General features: G+C 72.4%; 24 protein-coding genes and 1 pseudogene. 12 read left to right on the plus strand and 13 right to left on the minus strand.

What is annotated here, in order from left to right:
• Nucleotides 1-2: 2 nt before the first annotated feature.
• Nucleotides 3-161 (minus strand): hypothetical protein, encoded by a 159-nt coding sequence (locus tag ACZ3UD_RS09815; RefSeq protein ID WP_465584582.1) that lies wholly within the window; start codon nt 159-161, stop codon nt 3-5.
• Here ACZ3UD_RS09815 and ACZ3UD_RS09820 point away from each other — a divergent pair.
• The 3 genes and pseudogenes from ACZ3UD_RS09820 to ACZ3UD_RS09830 form a co-directional block, all read left to right on the plus strand.
• Nucleotides 138-308 (plus strand): annotated as a pseudogene (locus tag ACZ3UD_RS09820) (hypothetical protein); the annotation flags it as partial. The gene ACZ3UD_RS09815 and the pseudogene ACZ3UD_RS09820 overlap by 24 nt on opposite strands.
• A gap of 137 nt (nt 309-445) precedes the next feature.
• Nucleotides 446-583 (plus strand): hypothetical protein, encoded by a 138-nt coding sequence (locus ACZ3UD_RS09825; RefSeq protein ID WP_465584583.1) that lies wholly within the window; start codon nt 446-448, stop codon nt 581-583.
• 55 nt (nt 584-638) lie between these two features.
• Entirely contained in the window at nt 639-1,508 is an 870-nt protein-coding gene (locus ACZ3UD_RS09830; RefSeq protein WP_465584586.1) for a PhzF family phenazine biosynthesis protein, read from the plus strand.
• Nucleotides 1,509-1,636: 128 nt separating this feature from the next.
• Here the strand turns inward: ACZ3UD_RS09830 and ACZ3UD_RS09835 are convergent, their stop codons facing one another.
• Nucleotides 1,637-2,206, minus strand: coding sequence for an MBL fold metallo-hydrolase (locus ACZ3UD_RS09835; protein WP_465584589.1), 570 nt, complete (start codon nt 2,204-2,206; stop codon nt 1,637-1,639).
• 86 nt (nt 2,207-2,292) lie between these two features.
• Between ACZ3UD_RS09835 and ACZ3UD_RS09840 the strand changes: the two genes are divergently transcribed.
• The gene (locus tag ACZ3UD_RS09840; RefSeq protein ID WP_465584591.1) at nt 2,293-3,531 is read left to right on the plus strand and encodes a phosphotransferase family protein; all 1,239 of its coding nucleotides are present in this window, start codon (nt 2,293-2,295) and stop codon (nt 3,529-3,531) included.
• Between the two features lie 409 nt (nt 3,532-3,940).
• On the opposite strand, the gene ACZ3UD_RS09845 is transcribed toward ACZ3UD_RS09840, so the two are convergent.
• From ACZ3UD_RS09845 to ACZ3UD_RS09865, 5 genes are all read right to left on the minus strand, one after another.
• On the minus strand, nt 3,941-4,303 hold the full coding sequence (locus ACZ3UD_RS09845; protein WP_465584594.1) for a hypothetical protein: 363 nt from the start codon (nt 4,301-4,303) through the stop codon (nt 3,941-3,943).
• Between the two features lie 158 nt (nt 4,304-4,461).
• A complete protein-coding gene (locus ACZ3UD_RS09850; protein WP_465584596.1) occupies nt 4,462-5,424 on the minus strand; it encodes a trypsin-like serine peptidase in 963 nt (320 codons plus the stop codon).
• Between the two features lie 94 nt (nt 5,425-5,518).
• Nucleotides 5,519-7,198: a murein biosynthesis integral membrane protein MurJ gene (murJ, locus tag ACZ3UD_RS09855; protein WP_465584599.1), complete on the minus strand. Its 1,680-nt coding sequence runs from the start codon at nt 7,196-7,198 to the stop codon at nt 5,519-5,521.
• A 358-nt stretch (nt 7,199-7,556) separates the two neighbouring features.
• Nucleotides 7,557-7,814 carry a ferredoxin gene (locus tag ACZ3UD_RS09860; protein WP_465584602.1) on the minus strand — a complete coding sequence of 86 codons (258 nt, stop codon included), beginning with the start codon at nt 7,812-7,814 and terminating at the stop codon, nt 7,557-7,559.
• Complete coding sequence (locus tag ACZ3UD_RS09865; protein WP_465584604.1) at nt 7,811-9,031, minus strand: cytochrome P450; 1,221 nt, start codon at nt 9,029-9,031, stop codon at nt 7,811-7,813. Before ACZ3UD_RS09865 ends, ACZ3UD_RS09860 begins: the two co-directional genes overlap by 4 nt.
• A gap of 639 nt (nt 9,032-9,670) precedes the next feature.
• Between ACZ3UD_RS09865 and ACZ3UD_RS09870 the strand changes: the two genes are divergently transcribed.
• The 3 genes from ACZ3UD_RS09870 to ACZ3UD_RS09880 all read left to right on the plus strand — a co-directional run bounded on the left by ACZ3UD_RS09870 (nt 9,671) and on the right by ACZ3UD_RS09880 (nt 11,895).
• Complete coding sequence (locus tag ACZ3UD_RS09870; protein WP_465584606.1) at nt 9,671-10,756, plus strand: S-(hydroxymethyl)mycothiol dehydrogenase; 1,086 nt, start codon at nt 9,671-9,673, stop codon at nt 10,754-10,756.
• The gene (locus ACZ3UD_RS09875; RefSeq protein ID WP_465584609.1) at nt 10,753-11,385 is read left to right on the plus strand and encodes an MBL fold metallo-hydrolase; all 633 of its coding nucleotides are present in this window, start codon (nt 10,753-10,755) and stop codon (nt 11,383-11,385) included. Before ACZ3UD_RS09870 ends, ACZ3UD_RS09875 begins: the two co-directional genes overlap by 4 nt.
• Nucleotides 11,386-11,493: 108 nt before the next feature.
• On the plus strand, nt 11,494-11,895 hold the full coding sequence (locus tag ACZ3UD_RS09880) for a pyridoxamine 5'-phosphate oxidase family protein (RefSeq protein WP_380613454.1): 402 nt from the start codon (nt 11,494-11,496) through the stop codon (nt 11,893-11,895).
• A 14-nt stretch (nt 11,896-11,909) separates the two neighbouring features.
• Here ACZ3UD_RS09880 and ACZ3UD_RS09885 read toward each other — a convergent pair whose 3' ends face one another.
• The gene (locus ACZ3UD_RS09885) at nt 11,910-12,314 is read right to left on the minus strand and encodes an SRPBCC family protein (protein WP_465584613.1); all 405 of its coding nucleotides are present in this window, start codon (nt 12,312-12,314) and stop codon (nt 11,910-11,912) included.
• A complete protein-coding gene (locus ACZ3UD_RS09890; protein WP_465584615.1) occupies nt 12,311-12,625 on the minus strand; it encodes a metalloregulator ArsR/SmtB family transcription factor in 315 nt (104 codons plus the stop codon). The genes ACZ3UD_RS09885 and ACZ3UD_RS09890 overlap by 4 nt, the downstream gene beginning before the upstream one ends.
• 316 nt (nt 12,626-12,941) lie before the next feature.
• Here ACZ3UD_RS09890 and ACZ3UD_RS09895 point away from each other — a divergent pair, with 316 nt between their 5' ends.
• Nucleotides 12,942-13,982: a transporter substrate-binding domain-containing protein gene (locus ACZ3UD_RS09895; RefSeq protein ID WP_465584618.1), complete on the plus strand. Its 1,041-nt coding sequence runs from the start codon at nt 12,942-12,944 to the stop codon at nt 13,980-13,982.
• 125 nt (nt 13,983-14,107) lie between these two features.
• On the opposite strand, the gene ACZ3UD_RS09900 is transcribed toward ACZ3UD_RS09895, so the two are convergent.
• Both ACZ3UD_RS09900 and ACZ3UD_RS09905 read right to left on the minus strand, forming a co-directional pair.
• Nucleotides 14,108-15,043 (minus strand): NmrA family NAD(P)-binding protein, encoded by a 936-nt coding sequence (locus tag ACZ3UD_RS09900; protein WP_465584620.1) that lies wholly within the window; start codon nt 15,041-15,043, stop codon nt 14,108-14,110.
• Between the two features lie 549 nt (nt 15,044-15,592).
• The gene (locus tag ACZ3UD_RS09905; protein WP_465584623.1) at nt 15,593-17,083 is read right to left on the minus strand and encodes a purine-cytosine permease family protein; all 1,491 of its coding nucleotides are present in this window, start codon (nt 17,081-17,083) and stop codon (nt 15,593-15,595) included.
• Nucleotides 17,084-17,801: 718 nt separating this feature from the next.
• Here ACZ3UD_RS09905 and ACZ3UD_RS09910 point away from each other — a divergent pair.
• A complete protein-coding gene (locus ACZ3UD_RS09910; RefSeq protein WP_465584626.1) occupies nt 17,802-18,680 on the plus strand; it encodes an NAD-dependent protein deacetylase in 879 nt (292 codons plus the stop codon).
• Here the strand turns inward: ACZ3UD_RS09910 and ACZ3UD_RS09915 are convergent.
• Nucleotides 18,655-19,491 carry an ATP-grasp domain-containing protein gene (locus ACZ3UD_RS09915; RefSeq protein ID WP_465584628.1) on the minus strand — a complete coding sequence of 279 codons (837 nt, stop codon included), beginning with the start codon at nt 19,489-19,491 and terminating at the stop codon, nt 18,655-18,657. The genes ACZ3UD_RS09910 and ACZ3UD_RS09915 overlap by 26 nt on opposite strands.
• A 164-nt stretch (nt 19,492-19,655) precedes the next feature.
• Between ACZ3UD_RS09915 and ACZ3UD_RS09920 the strand changes: the two genes are divergently transcribed.
• The 3 genes from ACZ3UD_RS09920 (at nt 19,656) to ACZ3UD_RS09930 (ending at nt 21,726) form a co-directional block, all read left to right on the plus strand.
• Nucleotides 19,656-20,525, plus strand: coding sequence for an SAM-dependent methyltransferase (locus ACZ3UD_RS09920; protein WP_465584631.1), 870 nt, complete (start codon nt 19,656-19,658; stop codon nt 20,523-20,525).
• A 108-nt stretch (nt 20,526-20,633) separates the two neighbouring features.
• Nucleotides 20,634-21,317, plus strand: coding sequence for a hypothetical protein (locus ACZ3UD_RS09925; protein WP_465584633.1), 684 nt, complete (start codon nt 20,634-20,636; stop codon nt 21,315-21,317).
• A 244-nt stretch (nt 21,318-21,561) separates the two neighbouring features.
• Complete coding sequence (locus ACZ3UD_RS09930; protein ID WP_465584635.1) at nt 21,562-21,726, plus strand: peptidoglycan-binding domain-containing protein; 165 nt, start codon at nt 21,562-21,564, stop codon at nt 21,724-21,726.
• 75 nt (nt 21,727-21,801) lie between these two features.
• On the opposite strand, the gene ACZ3UD_RS09935 is transcribed toward ACZ3UD_RS09930, so the two are convergent.
• A complete protein-coding gene (locus ACZ3UD_RS09935; RefSeq protein ID WP_465584638.1) occupies nt 21,802-22,239 on the minus strand; it encodes a helix-turn-helix domain-containing protein in 438 nt (145 codons plus the stop codon).
• Between the last annotated feature and the right edge of the window lie 142 nt (nt 22,240-22,381).

Here is a 22,381-nt window from a genome sequence, read left to right on the forward strand (position 1 = left end):
GGCTACTCGGACTCGGCCGGCGCGAGCCGCAGCACCGCCAGCGCCCCGACCGCCGTGGTCGTCGCCAGGCGGACCCACAGCAACCCGGGCCCGGCGGCCGTCAGCGCCGTCAGCGCCGTCAGCGCCCGCCCGAGCACGTGCGGCGGCGCGGACGCCGTCACCAGGGCCGTACCCGAGCCGGTGTAGAGGATCTCGCCCAGCGTGTACAGCACCGCTACCGCCGCGATGCCCATCGCGCCCGAGGTGCCGCCCAGCGACCCGGCCCCCGGCAGGCCGCGTTCGCCGACCGGCTGCTCGCCGACCCGTCCGCCGTCCGGGCGCTGGTGCGCAGGATGCTGGAGGACTGCCAGTCCGCGTTCTTCGCAACTTCCTCGCCCGCACCATCGCACGCGGCCCGCACACCACCGGCGAACTGGCCGCCTCCTGGCAGCTCAGCGCCGCCGAGGTGTCCCGCCACCTGGCCGTGCTGCGCAAGGCCGGGCTGCTGATCACCGAGCGGCGCGGGCGGTACATGCTCTACCACCTGGACCTGTCGTCCAGCGCCCGGCTCGGCTCGGACTTCCTGGAGGCGATGCTGCGGTGACGGCGATGCTGTGGTGACCGGGAACGGTAGCCGGCCGGAACACGTTCGTCCGGTCATGACCGACGACGCTGCCGCTGTTGCCCCGCCCGAGATCCTCCGTTACGCCGCCTTCTCCACCCGCCCCGAGGGCGGCAACCCGGCCGGCGTGGTGCTCGACGCCACCGGGCTGACCGACGAGCGGATGCTCGCCGTCGCCGCCGAGGTCGGGTACTCCGAGACCGCCTTCCTGACCGCTGGTCCTCTCCAAGGTTCTTACGCCGTACGGTACTTCAGCCCGCTTGCCGAGGTTCCCTTCTGCGGGCACGCGACCGTCGCCGCCGCCGTGGCACTGGCCGAGCGCACCGGGCCCGGGCGGTACGTGTTCGGCACGGCGGCCGGTGACGTCCCGGTCGAGGTCGAGCGCGGAACCGACGGTGTGCTGCGGGCGACCCTCACCAGCGTCGAGCCGAAGACCGAGGAGGTGCCGGAGACCGACGTCGCCGAGGCGCTCGCCCTGCTCGGCTGGTCCGCCGCAGACCTGGACCAGGCCCTGCCCCCGCGCATCGCCTACGCGGGCGCCCGCCACCTGGTGCTCGCCGCCGGCACCCGCTCGCGCCTCGCCCGCCTCGACTACGACTTCGACGGGCTCGCCGCCTACATGCGCGCCCGCGACCTGACCACCCTTCAGCTCGTCTGGCGCGAGGCCGCCGAGGTCTTCCACGTCCGCGACCCCTTCCCGGTCGGCGGCGTCGTCGAGGACCCGGCCACCGGCGCCGCCGCCGCTGCCTTCGGCGCCTACCTGCGCGAGCTGGGCGCGGTGACGGCCCCGGTGGTGCTGACGCTGCACCAGGGCGAGGACCTCGGCCGCCCCGGCGTGCTGCGGGTCGAACTGCGCGCGGAGGACACCCGGGTGCGGGTCTCCGGTGCGGCGGTGGCGATCCCGTAGGGCGCGGCTTCGCGTTAGCCTCCGGCCGGTGACCACGCTGTTGGACTCGATGCCGTCCTTCGCGATCACCGGCCGGATCGGCCGCTTCGTGCGGGCGCGGGTGGCCCAGCTGCCGGCTTCGGCGGTGCTCAGCAGGAGGGGGTCGCGGTCCCGGAGCCGTGAAGCGTCGCTCCGGCGATGAACAGATCGGCGTCTGCGGTCAGTTGGACCAGTTCCTCGGCCGGTCCGGCGTCACCGCTGTAGGCGAGGGTGAGGCCGGGCGCGGTCAACCGGACGCCCGCGTGCGGGACATGATGCGGAAGCAGCGCGGAGTCCAGCCGGAACGGCCCGACTTGGCGGCCCTCCGAGGGGAGCGGATGCACCTCGAAGACGTCGAGCAGATCCTCGGTCGGCTCCATCGCCTGGACCCGGGCGACCACCCCGGGCGGGCAGTACAGCGGCAGACGGGCGCCGCGCCGCTCGGCGAAGTAGCGGGCGCGGCGCAGCGCGCTGAGGTCCGCGCAGTGGTCGGGGTGCTCATGGGTGATCACCACGGCATCCAACTGCCCGGCACCGCAGTGCTCCTGCAACCGGGGGAAGGACGCGTAACCGAGGTCCAGCACCAGCCGGTACCCGTCGTACTCCAGCAGGAAGCCACTGGCACCCCGCCCGGCCTCCGGCCAGGCCCCGCACGTCCCCAGTACCGTCAGTCCGCGCACCGGCCGGTGATCTCATGTGCCCGCAGTCGTCGGTCGCTCCGGAAAACCGTTCGCGTTCGGTTGCCCCGGCGGGTGAAGCTGCCCGCATGCAGCGAGCGAACAGCCGGACCGTGACCGTCGATCTCACCTACGGGAACGAGTACTTCGGGCAGGTGGGCCCCTTCGAGGTGGAACTCGGCTGGTGGTCCTCCGTCGACGGGGTGATCGCTCGGGCGACCGAGTTGGCCGGGGTGCCGGTGCTCGTGGCTCGGCTGGTCGACGGGCGCAGCGAGGATCCCGGCCACGGCGGCCGGGTCCGGTACCACGCGGAGACGCTGCGGCGGCCGACGGCGCTCAACTCCCGCCCACTGGAAGGCGAAACGGCCGCACTGCTCGCCCCCGCCCCGCTGCGGGCCGCCTGGGCGACTCCGGAGGGCCTGCGGGAGGCCCTGGGCTGGGCGGAACAGGAGCTCCTGGCAATCGGTCGCCCAAGTGCCGCGCCCGCGCGGCAGATTCGCACCTGGAACCTCTCCGGCCTCCTCCGCCTCCCGACGGCCACCGGCGCCGACGCCTGGCTCAAGACCACCACCCCCGCCTTCAACGCCCGTGAGGGCGAGGTCATCGCGCTGCTCGGCGGCGTCGACCCGACCCTCGTCCCGACCGTCCTCGCCGCCGACCCGGCGGGCGGGCGGCTGCTGCTCGACCACGTCCCCGGCGCGGACTGCTGGAGCCCCTCCGCCGGGACCGTCGCCGACGTCGTCCCGCGCCTGGTGGCCGCCCAGGCGGCGCTGGCGGAACGCCGGACCGCCCTTGCCGGCCTGCGGGACCGGACGCCCGGCACGCTGCTCGCCCAGCTGAGGGCGCTGCTGGACCGGATACCCGCCGAGACCGACCTGACGCCCGAGGAGCTGGACCGCCTCCTGGCCTTCGCCGTCGACCTCCCCGAGCTGCTGGACCAGCTGGCTGCCTGCGGCCTCCCCGAGACCCTGGTGCACGGCGACTTCCACCCCGGCAACTGGCGCTCCGACGGCGCGAGTTCGGTGGTCGTCGACTACGCCGACGCCTGCCTCGGCCACCCCGCCCTGGACGGCCTGCGCCCCCGCGCCTACCTCACCCCGGAGGCCTGGCGGCACCACGCCCAGGTCTGGACGGATGCCTGGCGGCAGCACGCCCCCGGCTCGGACCCCCACCGGGCACTGGACATCGCCGAGCCGCTCTACCACCTGTCCTACGCGCTGCGCTACCAGGAGTTCCTGGACCACATCGAGCCCAGCGAACGCCCGTACCACGAGGGCGATCCGGCCGTGGAGCTGCGCGCCGTCCTGGCGTGGGCGCGGCGCGGCTAGGTTCCTCCGGATCGGCGGGCGGGCCGGAAGACGATGCCCACGATGTGGAGTCCGGCTCGGAAGACGGTGGTGGTCTTCACCTGGCGGGTGGCCAGGCCGCGCGGGTTCTTCAGGCGGTTTCGAACGCGGGCGCCCGATGGCGTGGTGGTCGGGCCCGTCGGCCGGGCCCCTCTTGCCGGGCCCCGGCCGCGTTCTGGTGCGAGCGCACGATCGTGGAGTCGACCGCGAGGTTCCGGTCCGGGTCGCCCTCGGCGTCCGGTCCGGCAACAACGGCTCTGTCCGCGCCCACTGCGCGTCAGCCAACGGCACGACCAGATCAACGATCCGGTGATCGAAGAGAAGTGCCCTGGACGGGGGCCGGTCCTCCGGGACGTGGAAGCGGTCGCGGAACGCCTGCGGCCGGGTTCCGTCAGTGCCGGGGCGCGGCCCGTGCCGATTCTGGTGGCGGTGGTTGCCGCACTTCGCTGCAGCACTCAGCCGCGACCGATCGACTACCGGGGCTCGTGCTCGTCGTGTGGCAGTGCTTGCTGCGTTTGATGGTGGTGGGGTCGATGGCGGTGCGGGTGGCGGTGTCGCCGCCTCCTGTGACGGTGGCGGTGTCGGTGACCTCGTGGGCTGTGTCGCGGTCGCAGGAGACCTTGACCTTGAGGGTGATGGTGTAGGTCCCCCGCTTACCCTGGACGAACCACTCCGGTGGGAGGGTGCTGTGGGGCGTGATGTCTGACCACTGATGTCTCCTGACGTCCTGGCTTGAGGTGAGGCCGCTGTCCACCGGGCGGCAGCGCGGCAGGCCACACTCCAGGATGAAGGCGGGAGAGGCTCGGACCTGGTGACGTGTCATCCAGGACCGGGGTTCGAGCTGGCCTCGGGCTCCGTCGAACGGCTGACGCCGTTCAGGCGGTCGGCCGCCGGGAGATGCCGAGTTCGGCCTCAGGAGGCCGGGCCCGCTGGCGGTGCGCCGGTGGTTGCGGCGTCGTACAGGGTTTGGGTGGCGGGACCGAAGTAGGCGCTGTAGGAAATCTGTGGGGTGTTGCCGCCGGTGTGGTAGCCGCCGATGACCCCGATCACCGCCCAGCCGTGCGGCCGCGGCACCAGCATGGGCCCGCCCGAGGTCCCGCCCACGAAGCCGTCGCAGGCGATGCGTTCGAAGGTGCCCGGATCCGCGGGGTCGTCGCTGACCCACCTGGTGGTCCAGCTCAAGCACTCCAGCGGCTTCTGCGCGCTGCCCGGGTACCCGATCATTCGTACCGGAGCGTGGGAGTAGCCGGTGCCGGTGAGCAGCTGGACCGCGCCCACCGCGTCCTCCAGCCGGTGGCCGTCCTGGTTGGGCTCGGTCACCGCGAACCCGAAGTCGTACGCGGCCCCCGCGTGCTCACCCCTGTCGTAGTACTCCTGCGCGACGTAGACGCCGTCGTCCTTGACCGGGAAGATGCCGAACGGCTTGAGTCCGTCGTGGTACTGCGGAACGAACCCCAGGTTCCGCTTGGGAGAGGTGCCGGAGTACCCCTTGAGACAGTGTCCCGCGCTCAGCGCCAGGTTGTGGTCGGGACTGTGCACCACGGAGGCGCTGCACGTGCGGCCCGTGCCGTCGGCATCGGTCCAGAAGAACGCGCCCGCCTGCGGGATGCCGTCGAAGCTCTTGCTCGGCGGGATGAACTCGCCGGGCCGGGGCCCGTCCGCCGCGGCCGGTGCGGTGTCGTCGGGCAGTGCGGTGTCGTCGGGCAGTGCGGCCGCCATGCGGGCCGCCGTCCAGTACGTGCTGAGCCGCTCTGCGGCCGGATTGCCCGCGTTCGGCGTTGCGGCGGAGGCGACCGGGGCAAGCCCGGCGCCCAGCAGCAGCGCGGCTGTGGCCGCTGCGGCATTCCTGAGGGCTGTGGCCCTACGTACCATCATCTGCCCCTTTGTTCATGGTTGATGACCATATTGCCGTTGCGGCCGGACCTCGCCGAACCGCTCTACCACCTGGCCTGCGCGCTGCACAGCGCGGTCAGGGCCTACCCGGCAGGCCGCGCAGTTCCCCGATGCGCAGGAGTCGTGCGAAGAGGAGGAACAGCAGCGCCATCGCGATGCCGCCTGCGGTCAGCGGGACGGCAGGCATCCAGGAGGCCGGTGCGAGGCCGGGGCCGCAGGTGCGGGCGATGAGCCAGCCGGCGGCGCCGGCGCCGCCGGCGGCGGCGGTCAACTTGGCGTAGGTGCGGCAGATTCGCCGGCCGTCGAGGAGTCCGCCGGTACGGCGCCGCAGCCGCAGGGCCGTGAGCAGCAGGCCGATGGCGTAGGACAGGGCGTAGGCGGCGGCCATTCCGGTGACCGCCCACCGGGGGGACAGCAGCAGGTGGCAGGCCACGGCCAGGGCGATGTTGATACCGCTGATCCACAGCGCCATGCGGAACGGCGTGCGGGTGTCCTCGAAGGCGTAGAAGCCGCGCAGCAGGAGGTACTGGGCGGAGAACGGGATCAGCCCCAGGCCGAAGGCCTGCAGCATGTGGCCCAGCGGGACGGTCGCCGCGGCGTCGGCGGCTCCGTGGGCGAACAGCAGCTGCGCGATCTGCGGGCCGAAGGCGGCGAAGAAGAACGCCGCCGGGACGATGACGACGCCGCTGACCCGCAGCGCGCGGGAGAGGTCGGCGCGAAGGTCGTCCAGGCGGTGCTCAGTTGCCGCCCGGCTCATCCGCGGGAGGAGCACGGTGATGAGGGAGACCGTGACGATCGACTGGGGGAGCATCCAGATCTGCTGGGCGTAGCTGTAGGCGGTGTAGCCGACCCCGTCGCTGGGCAGGGTCGCGTCCGCAGCGGACGCCAGACGGGTGACCACGGTGCTCGCCACGAGGTTGGCCAGGACGAACAGCAGGGTCCAGCGCGCCGCGCTCACGCTCTTGCGCAGGCCGGTGCCCCGCCAGTCGAAACGCGGTCGCAGCCGGAAGCCGGCCGCGCGGGCGTACGGGATCAGGGCGAGTGCCTGGAGGGCCAGGGCGAGGGTGGTTCCGATGCCGAGCAGCCTGACCTGGGCACCGGTGATGTCCGCGACCTTCGGCGGGGCCGTCATCATGCCGAGGTACAGGCCGAACATCGTGATCAGCACGGTGTTGTTCAGGACCGGGGTCCACATCATCGCGCCGAACCGGTTCCGGGCGTTGAGGGTCTGTCCGAAGATGCTGAACACGCCGTAGAAGAAGATCTGCGGGAGCAGGAAGCGGGCGAAGGCCACGGTCAGCTCGAACGCGTCGTGGGTGGCGGGCGTGTCGTGTTGGTAGATGCGGATGATCTCGGGAGCGGCCAAGGTGGCCAGTGCGCTGCCGGCGCCCAGAACGCACAGCACCAGGGTGACCAGGCGCTGTTCGAAGGCGACCCCGCCGTCGGGGTCCTCCGCCCGGGCCCGGACCAGTTGGGGGACCAGGACGGAGTTCAGCGCGCCGCCGATCAGCAGGAAGTACAGGCTGGTGGGCACTGTGTTGGCCTGGTTGTAGGTGGTGGCCAGCAGCCCGACGCCTAATGCCGCGGCCTGCAGTCCCTGGCGGATCAGTCCGGTGGCGCGCGAGACCACGGTTCCGGCGGCCATCAGCGCGGACGACCGCAGCACGCCACCGGCCGCGGCCCGCTTGGGGGCGGCATGCCGCCTGCGTGGCAGTGTCGATCGCGCTGACTTCTCGGGCGATGTCTCCTCGATCATGGGCACAATCTACGATCCGACACCCCGTCGGCTCACGGGGCTCTCTGACTTCGATGGACTTCGGCGTACTTCGGGGTACGGGCTCCGGCGGGTCGGGGCTTCGGGAGTCCGTGGTCGTCCCGGCATAGACCACCGAGGTGGAGCGTTCGTCCCCCGGGCCCGGTGTGGTGCTGCCGGAGCTGCCGTTGCAGGAGCTGGAGTGTTTCGCCGTCCTCGCGCACCAGTTGCACTTCGGGCGGACGGCGGAGCTGCTCGGGGTGTCGCAGGGGCGGGTGTCGCAGCTGGTCAAGCCCCGGTGCCGCCTGCCGCCTGCTGCCGCAGTCGCAGCAGGCGGCACCGGGCGGCACCGGGTGGTCCGTCAGTCCGCCGGGGCGATCCGGTACCCGCCGCGCGCCGAGTGGAGGGCGAGTGCCTCGACCGGGCAGAACTCGACCGCCTCGGCCAGTCCGTCCGTCAACTCCGCGCCGCCGTCGGCGTATTCGGCCACCGGCTGGGCCCGTCCGTCGGCGTCCAGGGCCAGCGAGCCGGGGGCGCTCAGCGCGCACATCCCGGAGCCGATGCAGCGCTCCCGGTCCACCCGGACCACCACGGCCTCGGTCTCGGCGGAGCCCGTCACCAGGAGACCTGCAGCGCGTTGGGGCTGCGGGTGAGCAGCCCGCGCCGCCAGTCGATGCCGTCGACCGGGCCGGCCATCCGCAGCGCGGGCAGGCGGCGGGCCAGCCGGTGCAGGGCGAGTTCGAGCTCCATCCGGGCCAGCCAGGCGCCCAGGCAGTGGTGCGGACCGGCGCCGAAGGTGAGCATCGGCGCGGCCAGCGGGGAGAACAGCTCGGTGCTGAGGTCCCCGGTGTAGACCGACGGGTCCCGGTTGGCGGCGTTGGCGTCGGCGGCCACCACGCTGCCGGCCGGGATCACCACCCCGCCGATCTCCACGTCCTCCACCGTGCGGCGCAGCAGTCCGGGCATGCACTCCTGGACGTCGCCGAGCGGGACGGCGCGCAGGATCTGCTCGGTCGCGGCGGCGGCGCTGGCCTCGTCGGAGGCGAGCCGCTGCCAGGACTCCCGGCCGTCTTCCAGCAGGTAGACCAGGGCGTTGCCGAGGCTGGTCATGGTGGTCTCGTGCCCGGCCACCACCAGGCCGATGACCAGCGCGATCAGCTGCCCCTCGGTGATCGAGCCGTCCTCGGCGGCGGCCGCGAGCAGAGCGCTGACCAGGTCCTCGCCGGGGGCGGCGCGGCGTTCGGTGATCACCTCGGCGCCGAAGGCGGCGAACTCGGTCATCGCGGTGCCGATCGCCTCGGCGGTGTAGGCGGTGGTGGACAGCGCGTGGTCGCTCCAGTGCGCCAGCCGCTTGCTGTCGAGGTTGTCCAGGCCCAGCAGACGGCTGATCACCGCGACCGGCAGCGGACGGGTGTAGGCGGCGACGATGTCGGCGGGGGAGCCGTGGTCGATCAGCTCGTCGATCAGCGACTCGACCACCGAGGCCACCCAGGGCTTCCAGCGGGCGATCGCGCGCGGGGTGAACGCCCGCTGCACGGTGCGGCGCAGCCGCTGGTGCTCGGTGCCGTCGATGTTCAGCATGCTCTGCGGGTCGTCCAGGATGTTCGGCGTGACCGTGACCGGCGGCGCGTCCGGCGCGTAGAGCGGGGCGCGGCCCAGGCGCGGGTCGGTGAGCACCTGTCGCACGTCGGCGTGCCGACTGACCAGCCAGACCGGGGTGCCGGTGGGCAGCGCGGCGAGCCGCGGCGGGCCGGGTTCCACGTGGCGCAGGCAGTGCAGCGGGGGGAGCGGGGCGGTGCCGGTGCCGGCACCGGTCGCACTGTTCTCGGTGGACATCCGTACTCCAGACTCCAGGTCAGCGGGCCGCGCGGGGCGGTCCGACGGGGGGTGATCCGGGATCGTGCGGGGACGGGCGGTTCGGCCGGGCGGCTCGACTCAGGGCCGGGGTTCGGGTGGACCGGGGTGCGGGTGGGCCGGGAAACGCGGCTCGCGCAGGGGCGCGGGCCCGTGCGCGGGATGGCGCGAAACGTGCGGGGGCGTACGGTCGGTACGTACCCGGCACGGGCGGCGCGCGGTGGCGTGCCGTCAGGTGGGGCGGGTGTGCTGAGCGTGGTCGCGTGGACCGCCTCTGCTACGACCGTACGTGGACGGCGGGGCAGCCGTCTGCGGCACTTCCAGCCAACGGCGGTGCTTTCCGGGCAGTTCGTGGCACGCTGACGGGCGCTCAGCGCCACCCACGCGCCCCTGGTGCCGAGCCGCGCCGGGGCGGGCGCCGCGTGAGACGCGGTCAGGCGGCGGATATGCGCCTGGCACGTGCGGTGAGCGGGATCACCCGACCCGCTCCGACGGCGGCCGACCGGCCGGGCGCTACGCTTCGTAGGCAGAGCCACCGGAGTCCCTCTACAGTTCCTCTGCAGTCGTTCGTCGCAGGTCACGCCGGTGCGGAGCAGTACCGGCCGACGGAGGTGGAATCGGATGCCCCAGCAGGTCAAGGCAGTCATCGCGCGCGCCAAGGGCGCGCCCGTGGAGGTGACCACGATCGTGGTGCCGGACCCGGGGCCGGGCGAGGCAGTGGTCCGGATCCAGGCTTGCGGCGTCTGCCACACCGACCTCCACTACCGCGAGGGCGGCATCAACGACGAGTTCCCGTTCCTGCTCGGCCACGAGGCCGCGGGCATCGTGGAGTCGGTCGGCGAGGGCGTCACCGAGGTCGAGCCCGGCGACTTCGTCGTCCTCAACTGGCGCGCGGTGTGCGGCCAGTGCCGCGCCTGCAAGCGCGGCCGCCCGCAGTACTGCTTCAGCACCCACAACGCCAAGCAGAAGATGACGCTGCTGGACGGCACCGAGCTGTCCCCGGCCCTGGGCATCGGCGCCTTCGCCGAGAAGACCCTGGTCGCGGCCGGCCAGTGCACCAAGGTCGACCCGACCGCCGATCCGGCCGTCGCGGGCCTGCTGGGCTGCGGCGTGATGGCGGGCCTGGGCGCCGCGATCAACACCGGCAACGTCAGCCGGGGCGACTCGGTCGCCGTGATCGGCTGCGGCGGCGTCGGCGGCGCGGCCGTGATGGGCTCCCGGCTGGCGGGCGCGGCGAAGATCATCGCCGTCGACATCGACGACCGCAAGCTGGAGACGGCCCGTACGCTCGGGGCCACCCACACCGTCAACTCCCGTACCACCGACCCGGTCGAGGCGATTCGCGAACTCACCGGAGGCAACGGCGCGGACGTCGTGGTGGAGGCCGTCGGCCGCCCCGAGACGTACCGGCAGGCCTTCTACGCCCGCGACCTCGCCGGCACCGTGGTCCTGGTCGGCGTCCCGACCCCGGAGATGACCCTGGAACTGCCGCTGCTCGACGTCTTCGGCCGCGGCGGCGCCCTCAAGTCCTCCTGGTACGGCGACTGCCTGCCGTCCCGCGACTTCCCGATGCTGATCGACCTCTACCTCCAGGGCCGCCTGGACCTCCGCGCCTTCGTCACCGAGACCATCGAACTCGACGCGGTGGAGCAGGCCTTCGAGCGCATGCACCGGGGCGACGTCCTCCGCTCGGTGGTGGTGCTGTGACCTCCGCCCGTATCGACCGGCTGGTCACCGCCGGGACCTTCGAGCTGGACGGCGGCAGCTGGGAGGTGGAGAACAACGTCTGGATCGTCGGCGACGACCGGGAGGCGGTGGTGATCGACGCCGCGCACGACGCGACGGCGATCGAGGCGGCGCTCGGTGGGCGGCGGCTGGTGGCGATCGTGTCCACCCACGCGCACAACGACCACATCGACGCCGCCCCGACCCTCGCCGAGCGCACCGGGGCGCCGATCCTGCTGCACCCGGACGACCTCCCGCTGTGGAAGCTCACCCACCCCGAGCGGCTCCCGGACGGCGAACTCGCCGACGGGCAGCGGATCGAGGTGGCCGGCACCGGGCTGACCGTGCTGCACACCCCGGGGCACGCGCCGGGTGCGGTCTGCCTGTACGCGCCGGAGCTGGGCACCGTGTTCACCGGGGACACCCTGTTCCAGGGCGGTCCGGGTGCGACGGGGCGCTCGTTCTCGCACTTCCCGACCATCATCGAGTCGATCCGCGAGCGGCTGCTCTCGCTCCCGGCCGAGACGGTGGTGCGCACCGGCCACGGTGAGCCGACCACGATCGGCGCCGAGGCCCCGGCCCTGCCGGAGTGGATCGCGCGCGGGCACTGAGCCGTAGGTCCTGATGGGGCCGGTCCTGATGGGGCCACGGCCCTGATCCACATGCCGCTACGGCCCCCGGGACGTTGATCGTCTCCCGGGGGCCGTACGATCCCGATCATGGCCCACGACCCGCGCGACCTCGACGAAGCCTTCCTCGCCTTCTGGCGCGAGCGGCACATCTCCACCCTGACCACCACCCGCCCGGACGGCTCGCCGCACGTGGTGCCGGTCGGCGTGACCTTCGAGCCGAAGACGGGCACCGCCAGGGTGATCACCAGCCGCACCAGCCGCAAGGCGCGCAATGTCGCGGCGGCCGGGGCGGAGGGCCTGCGGGTCGCGGTCTGTCAGGTGGACCGGGCCCGCTGGTCCACCCTGGAGGGCGTCGCGGTGGTGCGCGACGAGCCCGAGCAGGTCGCCGACGCGGAGCGGCGCTACGCCGAGCGCTACCGCACGCCCCGGGAGAACCCGGACCGGGTGGTTATCGAGATCGCCGTGGAGCGCGTCCTCGGCCGCGCCTGAGGCAGGGTCCCAGCCTATTCCGCGAGCGCCGGGGCGATCCGGCGCAGCACCGACGGCCAGCCCTGCGCCATGCCCTGGTGGGCCTGCCGGCCCATCGGGGTGTCCAGGTCGAAGCCCGCGTGCTCCAGCAGCAGCCGCGTTCCGTGCCCCTCGGGCACCAGCCGCCAGGTGACGGTGGTGTCCAGCGACCCCTCGGCGAAGCTGTACTTCAGCAGCCGCTCCACCTCTACCTCGACCACCTCGCAGGGCTGCTGCCCCCACGGACCCATGTCCAGCGTGAACCGGTGCCCCACCACCGCCTTCACGTCCCCGGCGGCCCACCACCGCGCGTGCAGCTCCGGATCGGTCAGCGCCTCCCACACCCGCGCCGGCGGGTACGGCAGGAACTCGTCACGGTTGATCGCGGCCTTCTCGGTCATGAACTCTCCTCGTCCAGGAGCTCGCGCAGCGAACGCATCCGCGCCCGCCAGTAGTGCTCGAAGGGGTGGAGCCACGCCTCGACCTCGGCGAGCGGGGCGGGCTCCAGGTGGTAGTAGCGATGCCGCCCCCTCGGTTCCTCGCGCACCAGTCGGGCATTCCGGAGCACCGCGAGGTGCTCGGAGACGGCCGGCCGACTGAGCTCGAATTCCCCGGCCAGCTCGCCCGCCGCCCGGGGCCCCTCCCGCAGGCTCTCCAACAGCTTCCGCCGTACGGGGTTGGCCAGCGCGCTGAAGACATCGACATCCGCCATGGCCCCACTATGTGTCGGAGATCCCCGACATGTCAACTTCTTCCGACGCGTAGCTCGACTCCTGCGTGCCGGGATCCCCGATCGAGCGGCCCGTCTGTCCACGGGGCCCCGCTCGTGCGTCGAGGCGCGGTTCCGTCGGGGTGTGGGAGCGGAACCGCCAGGGCCGCAGCCCGCGTCCCGTGACTGCCGGGGTTCACCAAAAAGCCCAGGCCCCTTGCCAGTTCGTTCGACGTGCCATCACATATCTTCCATGCACACTGCCGGCCGCCGCCGCCGGCGTGCCGGCCGGCGTCGGACGCCGGTCGGCGGAGTGCCGGTGACCCGCAACGAAACCATCGGAGGACACCTGATGCGGCTTCGCGGAACCACGGCATTACTCGCCCTCACCACCCTGGTGGCGGTGGCCCTCACGGCGGGCGGACCTGCCCGGCCGGCCGCCACGCGGACCACCGCGGCCACCGGCCCGCTGTCCTCACCCCCGCCCAGCCTCGCGGCCGACACCGCTTCCGCCTCGGACCCGTCCTGCAAGGCGAGCAGGTACCCCCCGAAGAAGGATCCCTCCGGGCCGACCATCAAGGCGATCCAGGCCCGCGGGACGATCAACATCGGCGTGGACCTGAACGACTACGACTGGGGATTCCTGGGCCCGGGCGGCGCCACACCCCAGGGATTCGACATCGACCTCGCGAAGGCGATCGTCGCTTCGCTGGGAAACCCGAAGGTCAACTGGGTCGCACTCGACGACGCCCAACGCCAGCCGCGCCTCAAGGCCACCGGCGACCAGCACGTCGATCTGGTCGTTCACACCATGACGATCACCTGCAAGCGGAGCCAGGACGTGGCCATGTCCACTGTCTACTTCGAAGCCGGACAGCGGGTCCTGATGCCGGCCGCGAAGGCCGGACAGGGTGAAAGCGGGCCCGACGCGATGAAGGGCAGGCGTGTGTGCGTCGCCGCCGGCTCCACCGCCGAGACCCTGCTGGAACCGGACACCACGCTGCCGGCGGCCCAGCAGAAGTACAAGGTGGCCGAACTCGACAAGCGGGACCAGGAGTTGGACTGCCTGGTCCAGCTCGAACTCGGCAACGACGACGCGATCCTCACCGACGACGCCATCGCCTACGGCCTGGCCGCCCAGGACCCGCAAACCACCGTGGTCGGCGACCAGCTCTCCGACGAGCCCTACGGCGTCGCCATCTCACCCGGCGAACCGGACCTCGCCTCCTGGGTCAACCAGGTCCTGGAGGACTACCGCACGAGCGGCGCCTGGCGGCAGAGCTACGACCATTGGATCAAGCCCAACGTCCCCGGCCACCCCGAATTGCAGCCACCCGCGGCGCAGTACGTCAACTCATGACCGCAGAAAGGAACAGGGGGCCTCTTGGCGTCGTCATCGAAGCCGTTGGGGGTCTGTACGGTCTTCGGCGCTGTCCCGATCACGGGACAGGGCCCATGCAGCTGGACCGCGGAACCACCGCTCGCTCAGCCCGGCAACAGACCTGGTTGCGACTGCAGGGCGGGGGTGTTCCTGATGAAGCTGTCGAACCCCAGCGGGGGGCGCCCGAGCAGCTCGGTGACGTCGTTCGTGGCCCGGTCGTACCGATTCTCGCGGTGCAGCCGCGCCATCGTGGCGATGTGCTCGAAGACGTGGGGCGGCAGGTCCTGCTCCTTGAGGTCGCGTTCCAGCCACTCCTCGTACGGCACATCGACGTAGGTCACGGTCCGGCCCAGGCCGGCGGAGAACTCGGCCGCGATGGCTGCCATGTCACGGGAGCGCGCTCCGGTCAGTTCGTAGACGCGGCCGGACTGCGGAGCCGGGTCGCGCAGGAGGCGTGCGATGACCTCCGCCACATCGGCTGCGGCGACCGGCGAAGTCCGCGCGGAGCCGAACGGGAGGCGGATCGTGCGGTCTCGCAGGATCGAGGCGACAGCGACCTGGGCGAAGAGCGGATTCTCCATGAACACCGTGGGCCGGACATGGACGACCGGCACCCCCGACCAGTCGAGGACGTGCTCGGCCAGCCAGTGCAGCCGCTGCTGCCGGGATTCGGCATCGCTGGTGAGGTCCATCTGAGAGACCGTCATCTGCGAGATGCTCACCAGCAGTTCGAGGCCGCCGCCTTCCCGGGCGGCTGCAGCGACCGTCGTCGCGGCCTCCAGGTACGCGGGTGACACGCTCATCCCGAAGTAGGCCCGGCGGCAGCCCGCCAGCGCCTCCACCACGTCGGCGCCACGTGTGAGATCGCCGACCACCACGTCCACGCCGGCCATGGCCCGCAGAGCCGAGGCCCGTTCGTCGTCGTGGTGTACAAGAGCCCGGACGGGCACGCCCTCGGCATACAACCGGTCGAGGACCGTTCGTCCGACTCCGCCGACGCCGCCACCGACGCCAGTGACAAGCACGGGCTGGGAACGCATCGTCGATCGCCTCCTGTCTTCCGGACCGGGTGTCCGGTCCGCTCAGGGCGGCTCTGCGGGCTGTTGAGCGTGCCGTGGAAGACGTCCCTCGTCATGCGCCACCGGCACCGTCGTCGACCTCGGCGGCGACACGGGCCAGGCCGCCGCCTCCTTCACCGTACCCGTGGCAGCAGTACGCCGCAGGCGCGTCGGTGATCGTGGCGGTCGGTTCACGGGCACCCGGTCACCGGCAAGGGACCCGCACCGGCGTCGGTGCTTACGCGGTTGCCGGGTGCGGGGGCATTGCGCCGCCGATTAGGCTGATCAACTGAGCGAGCAGGGCATCGAGTTCGCGACCGACGGCCGTGGTCGGTCGTGGACCACACTCCTCCGGTGGTGTGTACCTCCACCGAGGTTGACCGAAGCGTCCTCTGCCGGCGCGCTCGGGCGGTAGGGAGAGGCGCAGCGGGACCACGACGTCGAAACCGGACCGCCCGGTCGCGGGCTCACCTGAGCCGGCGACCGGGCGGTCCGGGTGCGTCGGGGCGTGCGGAGGTTCGGGCCGAGGGGTCAGACGGTGACCTGTTCGGACCGCTCCGCCTGGAGGTCGGCGGGGTGCTCGGCGGGGTGCTCGGCGGTGGCGGAGGTGTTCTCCCGGGGCGCGGGGAGCACGGCCATGATCACGCCGGAGATCACGATGGTCGCCGCCCAGGCCAGCCCGTACTTGCCGACGGGGGTGCCGGAGAGCGGGCCGGCGAACCAGTCGCACTTGGTGAAGGCGAGCCCGATCAGCAGTGCGAGCACCCAGGCCACCATCGCCTGCCAGCAGAAGCCGCCCGCGTACCAGTACCGGCTGCCCCTGCTGGTGTCCATCAGCGCGGCGGCGTCGTAGCGCACCGCGCGCGACCGGCGCCGGAACATGTCCACCGCGTAGACACCGATCCAGGCCGAGAAGGAGACGGCGAGCAGGATGAGGAAGGTGATGAAGGAGCCCAGGAAGCTCTTGGCGACCAGCATCAGCAGCAGGCCGCCGACCAGCGAGATCACGGCGTTGATGCTGACGGCCAGGGCGCGCGGCAGCCTGACACCCATGGTCTGCGCGGTGAAGCCGGCCGAGTACATGGAGAGGCTGTTGATCAGCAGCATGCCCACGATCGCGGTCAGCAGGTAGGGCACGGCCAGCCAGGTCGGCAGCAGGTCACCGAGGAAGGAGACCGGGTCCGCGGCCTGCGCCAGGCCGGGCGAGGCCACCGCCATCACGGCACCCATCAGCACCATCGGCACCATCACCAGGCCGGCACCGGAAACCGTCACGCCGACGATCTTCCTGCCGGAGGCGGCGTGCGGCAGGTAGCGGGCGAAGTCCGGGCCGGTGGGGACCCAGCTGATGCCACCGGCGGCGATGGTCCCGATGCCGGCGATCATCATCGCCGTGGTGCCGGCGGGCTTGGCGAAGACCTCGCTCCAGTGCATGGTCGCGATCAGGTAGCCCAGCACCAGCACGCTGAAGATGCCGAAGAGGTACGTCGACCAGGTGTTGCAGACGTTCAGTGCCTTCCGGCCCATGCCGGAGACCACGAAGGTGCAGGCGACGAAGGCGAAGAGCGTGATCACGATCAGCGCGGTGTTGCTCTTGACGCCGAAGAGCAGGTCGAGGACGGTCAGCACGGCGTAGGCACCGGTGACGGCGTTGATCGTCTCCCAGCCGAACCGGGCGATCCAGAGGATCGCGCCGGGGAAGAGGTTCCCGCGCACCCCGAAGGTGGCCCGCGAGAGGGTCGCGCCCGGCGCCCCGCCCCACTTCCCGGAGACCGACAGCACGCCGACCATGCCGAACGAGACGAGGGCGGCGCACGCCGCGACGATCAGGACTTGCCAGAAGTTCAACTGGTTGAACACCACCAGGGCGGCACCCATGGTGAGCAGCAGGACGCTGATGTTCGCCGCGACCCAGGTCGGGAAGAGCTCGCGGACTCTGCCCCGGCGCTCGTGGTCGGGGACGGGTTCGATGCCGCGTGTCTCTATCGCGCCGTCGGTGTCAGCGGCGGACGGGTTGTCCATGAGGGTGGCTCCGTGCGTGTGAAGCGGGGGAGATAATTCGGGCAAATGACTTATTTATGGAACTCTTCGCGCGTAGCGCGGGAGTTGAGTCATCCTACTGTGTTTGAGATGTGACCCGATTGATGTGGTTGTTCGCCGGCGGTGGCAGGCGGTCGCGGGGCGGGGCGGGGCGGGGCGGGATCGCGGGTGTGGGTCAGAAGGTGACGGTCTCCAGGTGGTCGAGCCGGATGAGGCGGGTCTCGGGGCTGGACCGGTGGACGGCGGCCTGGAGGGCGGGGAGGCCGCCCCAGTCGTGGGCGGGTTCGGTGAGCGGGTGGTCGAAGTCGTCCCAGTGGGTGGGGATGACGTACGGGGGGTGGTCGAGGACGTCGAGGAGGCGGGGGACGTAGTCCGGGACGGAGGCTCCGCCGGGCTGGACGAGGAGGACCTCCGGGGCGAGGCCGGCGAGGTGGCGGGCGTCGTAGTTGGCGCCGCCGCTGTCGAGGATGCTCAGCTGGTCGCCGATGGTGATCAGGTAGGCGGGCGTGCCGCCTTCGACGAGGTCCGAGATGACCTCCGGTCGGGGCGGCGGCGAGCCGGGGCGGGTGCCGGGGAAGCCGGACGGCGGTATCGAGCGCCGACCGGTCCCGGAAGGGCTGCGGCAGCGCCCGCCATGGTGATCAGCCGGCTCGCGGCGGCCCGTCGCGCGGGCCCGTCGGCGGGTTCTAGGCTGGACGGCATGGGTGTGCCCGCGACGACTCTCAGCGGTACGGCGGCCGATGCGGTCGGCCTGGAGGCGCTGGTGCGGCTGCTGGCCGCGCGGGGCGTCGTGGTGATCAGCGGTGCGGGGCTGTCGACGGAGTCGGGCATTCCGGACTACCGGGGCGAGACGGGCACGCGGAGGCGCGGGTCGCCGATGACGTACCAGGAGTTCACGGGCGGCGACGCGGCCCGGCGCCGGTACTGGGCGCGCAGCCACGCCGGGTGGCGCACGATCGCGCGGGCCGAGCCGAATGCCGGGCACCGCGCGGTGGAGCAGCTGCGGCGCTCGGGTCATGTGGCGGCGGTGATCACCCAGAACGTGGACGGTCTGCACCGGGCGGCCGGTACGCGTGCGGCGGTGGAGCTGCACGGCGGGCTGCACCGGGTGGTGTGCCTGGAGTGCCGGCGCACCAGCTCGCGGGAGGAGCTGGACGGGCGGCTGGAGGCGCTGAACGCCGACTTCCGGGCGGGATCGGCCCGGGTCAACCCCGACGGCGACGCCGAGCTGCCACAGGAGCTGGTGGACGGGTTCCGGGTCGCCCCCTGCGCGGCGTGCGGGGGAGTGCTCAAGCCGGACGTGGTCTTCTTCGGTGAGGCCGTACCCAAGCCGCGGGTCCAGCGCTGCTTCGAACTCGTCGACGCGGCACAGGCGTTGGTGGTGCTCGGTTCCTCGCTCACGGTCATGTCGGGCCTGCGCCTCGTCCGGCACGCCGCGCGTGCGGGCACCCCGGTCGCGATCGTCAACCAGGGCGCGACCCGGGGTGACGGCCTGGCCGTCGCCCGGGTCGGCCTGCCGCTGGGCGCGGTGCTGACCGAGGCGGCCCGGCGGGTCAGGGCCGGTTCGCCGCCAGCTTGAGCAGGGAGGCCCTGAGGGCGGCGGTGAACCGGTCCCGGGTGGCCTCGTCCACCAGGTCCAGGGACAGGTAGGGGTTGAGGTCCTCCAGCTCGACGAGGAGGAGGCCGCCCTCGGGGGTGCGGCAGGCGTCGACCCGCTGGATGCCGTGCTCGACGGTGTTCCACGCGATGAAGCGGTGGGCGAACTCCAGGTCGGCGGCGGTGGGCTCGTACCGTTCGAGGCGCCAGCGCTGCTCAGGGTCGGGGGCGTGGAGGGCGTACTGGAAGGCGTCGTCGACGAAGTAGAACGAGACCTCGTACGCGAAGCGGATCAGCGGCTGGACCAGGACGTCCTCGTCGTAGGTGACGGAGTCGAGCTGCTCGCGGGGGACGGTCCGCAGGCCGATGGAGTCGGCGCCGAGCTTCGGCTTGACCACGTACTCGGGGACGACGGGCAGGCGCGCGAGGTCCTCGGCCCGGTCGACGGTGGGGATGACCGGGTACCCGGCGGCGCTCAGGTCGAGCAGGTACTGCTTGCCGGCCATGTCGGCGCGCCCGGTCAGCTGGTTGTAGACCCGGGTGCCGCGGTCGAGGGCACGGCTGCGGAAGGCCTCGTACTCGGCGCGGTAGTTGAGCACCGGGCCGCTGTTGCGGACGAGGACCACGTCGAAGGCGTCCATCAGCGCGGCGGCGTCGAGGGGGTGGCAGAGGGCGAGGTCGAAGTCCTCGCGCAGGCCGGCGGAGAGCCGGATGTCCTCGTCGCAGTACCGGCGGCCCCGGGCCTGGTAGGCGAGGTCGGTGACGAGCAGGACGCGGGGTTTGGTGGCGGGCATGTCGTCTCCTGAAGATCATCTTTCCTGCTCAGCCTACTACCCTCCTTTTCGGCGGCAGTGGGATCGACGGCTGCACGGGCGGTCCGGCCGGACCGCCCGTGGGTTACCGGCGAGTTGGCTAGACTGCGGCGGGCCTGACGTGATCACAGATGAGGGGACAGCGGATGAGCGCGGACGAGACCTGGATGACGGCCGTCGAGCCGGGGCGGTCCGGTGAACCGGTCGTCCCGCACATACGCCAGGACATCCCGCACAGCGCCCGGATGTACGACTACTTCCTCGGCGGCAAGGACAACTTCGCCGTCGACCGCGAGGCCGCCGAGCGGGTGCTGACCGCCTTCCCCACCATGCGCACCGCCGTCCGCGCCAACCGCACCTTCATGCACCGCGCCACCCGGGCCCTGGCCCGGCGCGGCCTGCGCCAGTGGCTGGACATCGGCACCGGCATCCCCACCTCGCCGAACCTCCACGAGGTCGCCCAGGCCGTGGAGCCCCGGGCCCGCGTGGTCTACGCCGACAACGACCCGGTCGTCCTGGCCCACTCCCGCGCCCTGATGACCAGCACCCCGCAGGGCCGCACCGCGTACGTCCACGGCGACGTCAGCGACCCGGCCGCGATCCTGGCCACCCCCGAAGTGGCCCGCACCCTCGACCTGGACCAGCCCGTGGTCCTCTCGATGGTGGCCCTGCTCCACTTCGTCCCCGACCTCGCCGACGCCCACGCCATCCTCAAGCACCTCCTCGCCCCGCTGCCGGCGGGCTCCGCGCTGGTCCTCTCGCACGCCACCGCCGAACTCGACCCGTCCGGCGCCACCAAGGTCGAGGAGATATACAACCAGGCCGGCACCTCTCTCCGGCTGCGCCCCAAGGCCGAGTTCGCCACCTTCTTCGAGGGCCTCGACCTCCTCGACCCCGGTGTCGTCCCCGCCCACCGCTGGCACCCCGACGAGTCCGACGACCCCGCCGGACTGCTCCCGGCCGACGTCACGGACGCCCAGGTCTCCTTCTACGCGGGTGTCGCCGTCAAGCCGTAGCGCGTCCTCCCCGTCCGACTCCGGCCGAATCGACCTGCCAGCGGGTCATATTCCTTGTAGCATCTGCGCGTTCGGGATCGGGACACGTGGGACATCGGGGGCGGCGCCGTGACGGGGACCATCACGTTGTGGGTGTTCGGACTGCTCTGCTTCGTCGTGGCCTTCGCGAAGGAGGCCGCGAGCGGCGCCGGGATCAAGCTGCCGGGCCCGCAGACCACGGGAGCCCGGGTCGGCGTGGTCGCGGTCGGGCTGCTCGCCCTCATCCTGGGGACGGCGATCCGGCCGAGGGGCGACGCGCCGCCCGTCGCGACCCCGACCGCGGCGCCCGCCCCCGCCACCGCGGCGTCGACGACGGCGCCCGCGGCGACCGGTGCCACCCCGGCAGTGCCGACCCCGCCCGTGCCGTCTCCGACCGGGCTCACCGTGGCCTGGACCGGGCAGGTCGGCATCCCGATGGACGGCGGGGTCGACTTCGACCTGACCCCGCCGGGGCGCGACTCCGGCTTCCCGCAGGGCATCTACGCGACCGGGTTCACCGCAACGAGCGCCGTGCTGCGGGAGGAGATCCGGATGGACCACGACCAGTTCGGCGTCTGGACGGGCCAGGCACCGCCGTCCGGTGCCGCCTGCTCCGACTGGGCCGTGACCCACCCGGGCGACTCGGCCCACGTCGGCGTCGGATCGCTGGTCTGCCTGAAGAGCCCGGGCGGCCGCACGGTCCTGATCAAGATCGACGCCATCGCCCCGTCGGACTACCGGGTGGACGCCACGGTCACCGTCTGGTCGGGCTGAGCCGGATTCGGAGCTTCACCGGCACCTCGGGAACGGGCGACGCGGCGACCGGTCGGGCGGTCGATCCTCGGCGCCGAGATCCCGTACGCCGGCCGACTGCCCGTCACCTCCTCCGGGCTCACCCGCTACAGGCACCGGGCACCGGGCACCGGGGCCTGGCGGGGGTGCCGGACAAGGTGATCGTGCACCACACCGCGACCGCCAACGTCACGGACTACTCGCAGGCCGCCGTGCGGGCAGCGCGGTGCAGGCGGTGCAGAGCCAGCTGGTCGCGCACGGCATCCAGGTGAGCGTGGACGGCGCGTTCGGGCCCGGTACCCAGGCCGGGGTGACGGGCTTCCAGAGCTCGGCCGCGCTGCCGGCCGACGGCGTGGTGGACGCCCGGACCTGGAGCCGGCTGCTCGGCTGACCCCAAGGGGACCGATCCGACCCGGCCCGGGCACCGCGCGCTGCCCCTCGGCGCGGTGTCCGGGCCGTCCATCGTTCAGGAGCTGCGCCGCAGGGGCCGTCGGCCGGCGGTGGCCAGCCCCGCGCCCGCCGCGAGCCCCAGCCCGAGCAGGACCAGACGGCGCAGGATGACGGCCTGCCGGCGGTGCGGGCACGCGGACGGCGGGTGGTCCAGCGGCCCGGCCGGCAGTGCGTTCGGCGCGCTGATCGTGACGCGGCAGGTGCTGGCGAGGTGCCACAGGGCGAGCAGGTGCTCGGCGTCGCCCTCGCAGACCGAGGCGATGCTCTCCACCGCGTCGCGCGGCGGGAACTGCTTCCCGTTCACCCAGCGCTCCCACGAGGACTTCGCGTAGTGGGTGCGTTCACTGATGCGGGCGTAGGTCAGGCCCGATGCGGACTTCAGCGACTGGAGCTCCTTGGCGAGCTGGTCGACAGCGGACAGAGACGTGATCTCGGACTCATGCCGGCGGCCCATGAGGCTTCTCCCCGTGCTTGCTCTGATCTGACCGGTGTGGTGCGGAGGACGTCCTGACCGCTACCCGGTTGGGCCAACTCTCCGACATGTGACCGCGATCATTCGACTGTCTCCGAACGTTCTGAGACGGACCCGTCCTGTC

It is taken from the genome of Kitasatospora sp. NPDC023118, assembly GCF_055560875.1.

Bases quoted from the DNA above. Each gene is read 5' to 3' on its own strand.
- ACZ3UD_RS09885 (WP_465584613.1), bottom strand. From the start codon at position 12,314: ATGACCGAGAAGGCCGCGATCAACCGTGACGAGTTCCTGCCGTACCCG.
- ACZ3UD_RS09905 (WP_465584623.1), bottom strand. From the start codon at position 17,083: ATGGACAACCCGTCCGCCGCTGACACCGACGGCGCGATAGAGACACGC.
- ACZ3UD_RS09915 (WP_465584628.1), bottom strand. From the start codon at position 19,491: ATGCCCGCCACCAAACCCCGCGTCCTGCTCGTCACCGACCTCGCCTAC.
- ACZ3UD_RS09920 (WP_465584631.1), top strand. From the start codon at position 19,656: ATGAGCGCGGACGAGACCTGGATGACGGCCGTCGAGCCGGGGCGGTCC.
- ACZ3UD_RS09880 (WP_380613454.1), top strand. From the start codon at position 11,494: ATGGCCCACGACCCGCGCGACCTCGACGAAGCCTTCCTCGCCTTCTGG.
- ACZ3UD_RS09870 (WP_465584606.1), top strand. From the start codon at position 9,671: ATGCCCCAGCAGGTCAAGGCAGTCATCGCGCGCGCCAAGGGCGCGCCC.
- murJ (WP_465584599.1), bottom strand. From the start codon at position 7,198: ATGATCGAGGAGACATCGCCCGAGAAGTCAGCGCGATCGACACTGCCA.
- ACZ3UD_RS09865 (WP_465584604.1), bottom strand. From the start codon at position 9,031: ATGTCCACCGAGAACAGTGCGACCGGTGCCGGCACCGGCACCGCCCCG.
- ACZ3UD_RS09830 (WP_465584586.1), top strand. From the start codon at position 639: ATGACCGACGACGCTGCCGCTGTTGCCCCGCCCGAGATCCTCCGTTAC.
- ACZ3UD_RS09935 (WP_465584638.1), bottom strand. From the start codon at position 22,239: ATGGGCCGCCGGCATGAGTCCGAGATCACGTCTCTGTCCGCTGTCGAC.
- ACZ3UD_RS09910 (WP_465584626.1), top strand. From the start codon at position 17,802: ATGGGTGTGCCCGCGACGACTCTCAGCGGTACGGCGGCCGATGCGGTC.
- ACZ3UD_RS09840 (WP_465584591.1), top strand. From the start codon at position 2,293: ATGCAGCGAGCGAACAGCCGGACCGTGACCGTCGATCTCACCTACGGG.
- ACZ3UD_RS09900 (WP_465584620.1), bottom strand. From the start codon at position 15,043: ATGCGTTCCCAGCCCGTGCTTGTCACTGGCGTCGGTGGCGGCGTCGGC.
- ACZ3UD_RS09850 (WP_465584596.1), bottom strand. From the start codon at position 5,424: ATGATGGTACGTAGGGCCACAGCCCTCAGGAATGCCGCAGCGGCCACA.
- ACZ3UD_RS09890 (WP_465584615.1), bottom strand. From the start codon at position 12,625: ATGGCGGATGTCGATGTCTTCAGCGCGCTGGCCAACCCCGTACGGCGG.